A 6797-nucleotide genomic window follows, 5' to 3' on the forward strand; every position below is an offset into this window, starting at 1 on the left:
GCGAACCCGACGCGCTCCAAGGCCTTGATCAGTCTGCCGCCTGTGAGGGAAGGGAAGATGCTCATGCCGCAACAGCCACCCGCTGCACGCCGATGAATTCATTGACCGCCGGACTCTCCACCTCCAAGCACAGCTCTATCGCCTCCTTGACCCGCTCCATCAGCTGGTCGAGCGACTTCGCCTGCGTATGGCAGCCGCGCAGCCCAGGCACGGTGGCGACAAACCAGCCTTCCTCGTCGCGCTCTATGATCACGCTGAACTCTCTCATGCTCTTCTCCAATGGGATGGTGTTGTTTGCGGGGTAGGAAGCGTCATTGCAGCAGCCCGTCCAAGCTGCTCACGGTCTTGACGGTTTTCACGGCCTGGCCGTCCTCCACGCTGCGGTGGCCCTCGATGATCACCTTGTCGCCGGTGCGCAGCCCTTCGGTGATCAGCACCTGCCAGCCTTCGAGGAAGCCGGTCTTCACGTTCCGCCGTTTGGCAAGGCCCTTTTCCTCAACATAGACAAACTGCTCCTCGTTGCGCGAGATGACGGAGAAGAGCGGCACGGCCAGGGCCTGCGCCCGCTCCTCCTTGACCAGGCTGGCGCGGACAAACATGCCCGGCAGGATGCGGCGGCCTGGGTTGTCCAAAGCCAGCTCCAGACGGTAGGCGCGGGCCTGCGAGTCCGGGGCCGGGGCAAGGAAATGCGCCGGGGCGGTGATCTTCTCGTTGCCAAGGGCCTGAATCTCCAGCTCCACCTGCTTCAGCCCGCGCACTGCCGCCACATCCGCCTCTGGCACAGCGACCACGGCCTTGACCCGGTCCAGCTCCAGCAGCTCGGCAATCGGGGCAGGAGAGAAGGAGTTGACCAACATGCCGACCTCCGCGTCCAAGCGGCTGACCACTCCGGCCATAGGCGCGGTGATCTGACAGCGGGACAGCTTCAGCTCGGCATCCTCAAGGGCGGCTTTGGTCTGGCGGACTTGGTTCTGCTGCTCCTCCAAGCTGGCCTGGGTGCTGATGCCCTTGCTGCGCAATGCCTCGCTGCGGGCAAGGTCGGCTTTGGCCAGCTCGCTGGCCGCCCTGGCTGAGTCCACGGCTATCTGATATTCCTTGCTCTCTATCCGGGCGATGAGCTGCCCCTGCCTGACCTGCTCGCCTTCTTTGACAAAGATCTCCTCCACGCTGCCAGCCACCTTGGCCATGAGCTGGAGGCTGCGCCACGCCTCGACCGCTCCGGGCAGGCTGATCTTGTCGCGCAGCGGCGAGGGCCGCAGCTCCAAAGTGACCACATTCACCGCCGGTGCCTCGGTCTTGGCGGCGGCCTTCAGCTCCTCGGCGATCAGCGCCTGCTTCACAGCGATCTTCTGGCTGACGAGCAGGACAGTGCCTGCCATGAGCAGGACAACGATCAGGCCAGGCAGGCTGCTGAGGACAAGCCAGACCGCCTTGCCTCGCAGCGTCTTCGGTTCAGGATGATTCATGGCATGATTCCCTTGTTTATGCTTTCTTGGGCTGCAAGCCGCTCAGGGCTTGGCGGAACATGACTTGCAAGGCGGCGCGGACATCTTCTTCACTGGGCAGCCGTCCTGAGTGCCATGCGGACAAGGCCATCAGGTACAGGGCGTAGAAGTGGCCGCAGGTCAGGGTCAGGTCGATGTCGCGCCGCAGCTGGCCCCGCTCCTGCGCCTCGGTGAACATGAGGACAAAGAACTGAATGAACTGCTCCTCGATCTGCCGGGACTTCTCCGTGGTCAGCTCTTTGGGGAAGATCAGCTCCCGCATCAAGGTGCGGCCAAAGCCTTTGTTCTTGGTCACGTAGCGGAATTCGTACATGAAGACATGCAGCAGCTTCTCCTCCAGCGGAGCGTCAGCCGGGATGGTGCGTTGCAGCTCAAGATGGAGGCAGTCCAGCTCATCCTCGCAGAAGGCCAGCAGTATCTCACTCTTGGAGCTGAAGTAGGAATAGATGGTGCCTTTGCCGATCCCGGCGGCCTTGGCCAGAGCGGAGATGCTGGTGTTCTCATAGCCGCGCTCGCCAAAGAGTGTGAATGCCGCTTCCATAATGGCAGTTCTGGTCTTCTGCTTCTTCTGTTCCCGCAATCCTGACATAGTGCGTCCTTGTGAATGATAATATGGCTGCGGTCAAGTTTGACCAAGGTCAGATTGTATAAAGGACAGCACCCTGTGTCAACGGAAAACTGACTGCGGTCGGACAGCACACCGCTCCTCTGTCTGGCACCGGAGTTCCGCTTGCTGACGTGCGCAGACCTTCCGCAGCCAGAGCTGCCCGTTGGATGGTTAAAAAGAAAGAAAACACTGCTTCAGTCTTGGCATCCCGCTGATTTTAGAGTAGCGTTGATCTGTGCTGTTCAACCTCACCCACCAAAGAAAGGAGGAAGCCATGTCCACCCCGCCGAAAAAGCACAACTGCCCGATTCTTGATTTCTTCAAGGGATGCGGCTGCGGATGCAGCACGCCTGCGCCGCCGAGCTGCGGCTGCGGCGACCACAGCTCTGGCCATGCGCATACGCATGAGGCCGGACACAGCCACCATCATGATCATGGGCACGGCCATCATCACGACCATGAGCATCCGCACGGCAGCCATGATCACGGCGGAGCCGGAAGCGGAGCGCACAGCCATGCCGCAGAGGCCGGGATAGCGGCGGCAGGCGCGGGCGGCGGCATGGATGACGAGGAGAGCCGGATCAATGCCGAATTGAAGGCGTTTGACAGCAATCCGGCGGAGTTCATGGCCCGCCTGCCGGTCAAGAGAGATGAGCAGCCGGGTGGAAACGGCACCGCGCTGCCGGTCTTTGATCAGGCAGCCCTTGACCGCAAAGACTATGTCGAGGCCCGCGACGCGCTGCGCACCAGCTTGGACAGCGACGATGCCGAGCGGGCTTCCCGCGCCGCCTTTGTTTCCGGCGACATGGCCAAGGATCTGGTCGACACATACAGCTATACCGGCCTGCAAAGCATGGAGAGCAACGGTCTGATGAGTGCACGCCTGAGCACAACGCCATGGTCGGACGACTATTGGGCGATCTATCTGGGAATGCTCGGCAAGCGTTACGCCGACCCTGGTTTTCCCAACTCCGGCGATTGGAGCGAGAACTACAACTACGTGCGCAGTAACCCTGCATCCAGCATTTCGCCTGATTATCTCTCGCCTTCTGAGAAATATGACCTGCTGGTCGGCGACAGCAGCTTCACCCTGACTAAAAAGATGTGGGATGCAGGGCGGGGCTTTTATGAACGAGACGGCCATGTGGAACCGTGGATGGGCCTCTGTCATGGCTGGTCGCCGGCATCCTACATGCTGCCCCGGCCAACAGGTTCAGTCACCGTGCAGGCGGCCAACGGCTCCAGCATCACCTTCTATCCTTCTGACATCAAGGCCCTCGCCACCCTGCTTTGGGCCAAGGTCAGCCCCCGGCCCAAGTTCATCGGCGGACGCTGCAATGTTCGCACTCCAGCCACCGACTCCATAGGCCGCCTGATTGAGTCTGCCTGCTTCGACACCAACCCAGGCACGTGGCATCTGGCTGTGGTCAACCAGATCGGCGCATCGCAGCGCAGCATGGTCATGGACGTGACCTTTGACTACGAGGTATGGAACCAGCCGGTGGTCGGCTACAGCTACCGCTACTTCAACCCGCAGCGGATGACCTATCAGAGCAGCTTGGCAGCAGCCACAGTCTCCAGAGCCAGTTTCACCAACGACAAGTTCGCCAGCTACCGCAGCAGCCAGACTGTCAGCATCGTCGGCATAGTCATGGATGTCTCCTACACAGTCGAAACCAGGCCCAGCACCAGCTCCACAGACAGCCCAGCAGCGGACGCGATCAAATCCGTCCGGTACTTCTACGATCTGGAGCTTGATGGCTCCGGCAGAATCATCGGCGGCGAGTGGCGGCACAGCAGACATCCTGACTTCCTCTGGACTCCGGCCAACGGCAGCCGGGCGCAGACCCAGTTTGAGCCGGGCGGCTCTTGGGACAGCAGCCTGCCGGTGCCTTCCCATTGGCAGTCGGCGGCGGTGAGCGCGGCCAGCAGCTCCAGCGCACCTTTGGCAGCCATTGTGGAGCATCTGATCCGCTTCGCCAACCACGGCTGATTCCCTCAACATCCGAGGCCGAGGCTGGAGAGCAAGCCGCTCTCCGGCCTCTTTCCTTCTGCCATGCTCAAATTCAGGCACAGGTGCTGGATGATGCCCAACAAGCAGAAACACTACGCCATTGTCATCGGCATCAACAACTACCCTTTGATCGGGCTGGACCCGCTCAAAGGGCCAGTCAATGATGCCAGCGACTTTTACAACTGGCTCCGCGACCCGGAAGGCGGCGATGTGCCTGCGGGCAACATCCGGCGCATACTCTCGTCAGATTTCGGGCCGCAGGCAGCGTGCCCAACACCGAATCAGGTCGAGGCCTTGTTCGAGCCGTTTGTTGTTGACGGCATTCAGGGCAAGGTTGGCGACCGGCTCTACATCTTCGCCGCAGGCCACGGTTTCGGCGATCCGTCAGACATCGGCAAAACCGCCCTCTACGCCGCCAATGCCAAGCAGATTTTCCCCTGGCATGTCGCCGTGACGGATTATGTCGAATGGCTGCGCCGTCACGCTGTCTTTGATGAGCTTGTTCTGATCATGGACTGCTGCCGCACTGTCAATCTCCAATACACTATCCGGGAGCCGCAGTATTTGGTCAGCGCAGGCAATCCTGGTTCGGACAAAGTGCGCTACTTCTACGCCTTCGCAGTAGGCAGGGGCGGAGCTGCCCGCGAGCGGAAGTTCGATGACGGCAGAAGTTCAGGCGTGTTCACCAAAGCTGTCCTTGACGCGCTGCGCAACGCCCGCCCGGAACAAGGCGCGGTCACCGGCCAAGCCTTGAAGAATCATATTCACAACAGTATTGACAAATTTGCGAACGGCATGGATATAGCGCCGCCGGAAATCCGGCTTGATTCCAGCCGGGACATCACCTTTTTCAAACGAAAATCGGCAGGCGCAGCTCCAGTCAGAATCCGCCTCGCTCCTCCGCACACCGGCGCGGAGACCTTGGCTCTCTATGACGGAGGTTTCCGGGAGATCCGGCAGATGAAAGCCGAAGCCGCTGACCTCACCCTTGAGCTGGAGCCGGGTTTGTACAAAATCGCCGTCAAAAACACCAGCCGTCAGATCATCATCGAGGTGCCGAACAATGAGCAGTTCATCGTCTGAGCAGGTTGCTCTGAGCGTCAGGGCGGCAGACCGCCTGACTGAGGTTTTTCTTGCCGACAGCCGCTTCGAGCTGCTGGCCAGCGGCATCGGCGCGTTGGAGGCCAAGGTCCCGCCCGGCTTGTACAAAGCCCGTTTCCGCGTCGGCCAAGTGCAGTCCGACAGTCTGATCGAAGTTGCAGCCGGAACGCCGAGCAAAATCTTCGACGGCCCGCCAGTTCAGTTCGCCTCGTCCGCCCCGCTGGCGCAGACCCTGACATATCAGCAGAAGCAGGCCGAAGCAGCGCAGGAGCTGTCGCGGACCGTGCATTTTCAGCTCGGCAGCGGCAGCCAGCTCTTCCTCTTTCTTCGGGGATTGAGCGAAGAGGCGGCCCGCCCGTGGCTGGGCGTGTCGCTGCATGACATAAGCGGCAAGCTGCTGGCTGAAGCGGCGCAGGGCGTTTGCGATGCGGAGAGCCGTTTCGGTGCCTTGCATATTGAACTGAATCCCGGCCTCTACCGTCTGCGGGTGGAGGAGGAGCCAGGCGAAGTGTACGAAATGTTCGTGCTCACGCTGGCTGGCTGGCAGACCCAAGTCTTCGCCATCGCCGAAAAATCATGGCTGCCTGGCGTGGATGCGGTGCGGGCCGCGCTGCCGGATGCCGCTGTGCTGATGACGGAACTCGGCAAAGGCTTTGCTCCAGCCAGCCCGGCTGCGCGGCAGACCGAGCTGCTCCGCCTCGGCCTGCTGCACGGACGCAAAATCCTCAATGAACCCGGCTGGAAAAGTCTGCTGGCCGCGCAGCCGCTCAACCCGATGAACCTGCTGTTCGCTGTCCATATCCTGCTGCGCCAAGAAGACACGGCCTCTGCGGCGGAGCTGGCCGGACAGGCGGAGTCGGCGTTGGCAGCGCTGCCGGATGTGCAGGCCGCCCTGCTTGGCAGCGGCAGAGCGGCAGAGCCGCCGGTTTTTGATCGTCCGCCGCTGTTCAACAGAAGCTGGCAGCTCATCTTGGATGCGGTCAGCAAGGAGAAGGCTGGCTTCGCGCCCGGCTCCCTCTGCGGCCAGCTGCACAACGGAACGCTGCACTCCACTCTCTGGCTGCTGCGTCAGCTGCGTTGAAGACAGCTCCCTGCGGCCTTCTCCGGCCGCAGCGGCAAAGAGCGGTTTTCCTTTTTCTTGACTTGATTGCAGCCGTCCTATGGTGTAGCTTGACAGATTCAGCCGCGCCAGCAGACAGACAGCGGCACAGGAGACAACATTACCGCCAAGACAGAAGATGAAAAATGCCATGAGCAAGGACAACTGGGCAGCTGGGCAGCAGATTTCTTTCAGAGCGCATTGGTTGGGCCGCGCTGGACGGGCGGTGCGCAGTTTCCTTTTCCCGCTGCTCGTCTCAGCCCTGCTGCTGCCTGTTGCAGCAGGGGCGGAAACGCTCTTTGTCTCCACCAATATCGATGTCCCAGTGCGGCGGGGCGCGGGCGAGCAGTACAAAATCATCAAGATAGTCCGCGTCAACGACAAGAGCGAGCTGCTGGAGGAAAAAAACGGCTGGGCCAAAGTCCGCTTCGAGGACGGCGACGAGGGCTGGCTGCCTAAAATGCTGATGAC

7 protein-coding genes are annotated in these 6797 nt (G+C 61.1%); 4 read left to right on the forward strand and 3 right to left on the reverse strand.

What is annotated here, in order from left to right; genetic code table 11:
• Positions 1-61: 61 nt before the first annotated feature.
• From ACNKID_RS09535 to ACNKID_RS09545, 3 genes are read right to left on the reverse strand one after another with little or no spacing between them, the layout of a single operon-like run.
• Positions 62-268: a type II toxin-antitoxin system HicB family antitoxin gene (locus ACNKID_RS09535; protein ID WP_417913197.1), complete on the reverse strand. Its 207-nt coding sequence runs from the start codon at positions 266-268 to the stop codon at positions 62-64.
• A 43-nt stretch (positions 269-311) separates the two neighbouring features.
• Positions 312-1466, reverse strand: coding sequence for an efflux RND transporter periplasmic adaptor subunit (locus ACNKID_RS09540; RefSeq protein ID WP_417913198.1), 1155 nt, complete (start codon positions 1464-1466; stop codon positions 312-314).
• Between the two features lie 16 nt (positions 1467-1482).
• Positions 1483-2094, reverse strand: a complete 612-nt coding sequence (locus tag ACNKID_RS09545; protein ID WP_417913199.1) for a TetR/AcrR family transcriptional regulator — start codon at positions 2092-2094, stop codon at positions 1483-1485.
• A gap of 292 nt (positions 2095-2386) precedes the next feature.
• Between ACNKID_RS09545 and ACNKID_RS09550 the strand changes: the two genes are divergently transcribed.
• From ACNKID_RS09550 to ACNKID_RS09565, 4 genes are all read left to right on the forward strand, one after another.
• Positions 2387-4105: a hypothetical protein gene (locus ACNKID_RS09550; RefSeq protein WP_417913200.1), complete on the forward strand. Its 1719-nt coding sequence runs from the start codon at positions 2387-2389 to the stop codon at positions 4103-4105.
• 90 nt (positions 4106-4195) lie between these two features.
• On the forward strand, positions 4196-5209 hold the full coding sequence (locus ACNKID_RS09555; protein WP_417913201.1) for a caspase family protein: 1014 nt from the start codon (positions 4196-4198) through the stop codon (positions 5207-5209).
• The gene (locus ACNKID_RS09560; RefSeq protein ID WP_417913202.1) at positions 5190-6308 is read left to right on the forward strand and encodes a hypothetical protein; all 1119 of its coding nucleotides are present in this window, start codon (positions 5190-5192) and stop codon (positions 6306-6308) included. The genes ACNKID_RS09555 and ACNKID_RS09560 overlap by 20 nt, the downstream gene beginning before the upstream one ends.
• 169 nt (positions 6309-6477) lie before the next feature.
• The coding region (locus tag ACNKID_RS09565; RefSeq protein WP_417913203.1) for an SH3 domain-containing protein at positions 6478-6797 on the forward strand (320 nt) is incomplete at its 3' end.

Source organism: Candidatus Electronema sp. TJ (genome assembly GCF_048287355.1).
In the GTDB taxonomy this organism is placed as follows: domain Bacteria; phylum Desulfobacterota; class Desulfobulbia; order Desulfobulbales; family Desulfobulbaceae; genus Electronema.